The organism is Neisseria iguanae (assembly GCF_003013245.1).
In the GTDB taxonomy this organism is placed as follows: domain Bacteria; phylum Pseudomonadota; class Gammaproteobacteria; order Burkholderiales; family Neisseriaceae; genus Neisseria; species Neisseria iguanae.
Genome location: NZ_PXYY01000188.1, coordinates 1 through 760 on the forward strand (window position 1 = coordinate 1; position 760 = coordinate 760).

Annotated in this window: 2 pseudogenes; both read right to left on the bottom strand. The window is 49.2% G+C overall.

Features of this window, described 5'->3' with window-relative positions:
• Positions 1 to 217 (bottom strand): annotated as a pseudogene (locus C7N83_RS14030) (IS256 family transposase); the annotation flags it as partial.
• Positions 218 to 545: 328 nt separating this feature from the next.
• Positions 546 to 760: pseudogene (locus C7N83_RS15490) on the bottom strand (hypothetical protein); the annotation flags it as partial.

Here is a 760-nt window from a genome sequence, read left to right on the forward strand (position 1 = left end):
AACTGCCGGAACCGGTTTTGACGGTTTTTTTGCTGTGGCCGTTACGCCGGCCGGGCTGCAACTGCTTTTGTTCGAGGTATTGTCCGGTTTCGGCTTCCAATGCGGCCTTGGCCGGTTGTTTGATGGGTGGGGTAAGGGGGCCGTCTTTACCGGTCAGTGCCTGTCCGGACTGAAGTTGCCTGAGTGCGGTTTCGAAATCAAATGCGGGTTTGGTCATGTGTCTTCTCCTTTATGGGGGGTTAGGGGATTGACACAGATTTTTGAACAGTACCTGCCGATTCGAATAAAAATGATACGGCACCGGATTCGTTTTGTTGCCCGATTTGCCTCTGCCGCTCTAATTTTTGCATTTTAATTGGTTATATTTTGCAGAAATAGTACATATTTGCGGCAGCCGAGACCTTTGCAAAATATAAACACATCAACCAAAGCGGTTAATTGGGTTATCGACTAACCGCTTTGCCTTTTTGAGTACTGTTTCTGCCCTTATTTTCCTCTTTTCAGGGCGTATTTCCTGCCTTTCAGGCAGCAACAGGCGCCTTTATTTAACAAGGTTCAGCTACACCGCTTTCAAATGGCTTTACGCCTATACTTATGCCGTCTGAAAGCCGCTTTCTTCGCAAATGCGCCCCAGGCAGTACGGCTTTGAACACAGGCAGCCGCAGGTAGGTGGAATAACCCCGGCGGTCGTGAAGGTAACGGGTCTTGTGTTGGTGGCACAGTTGTTTGACGGGCGGCCAATCAAGTATGTTGTCGGATT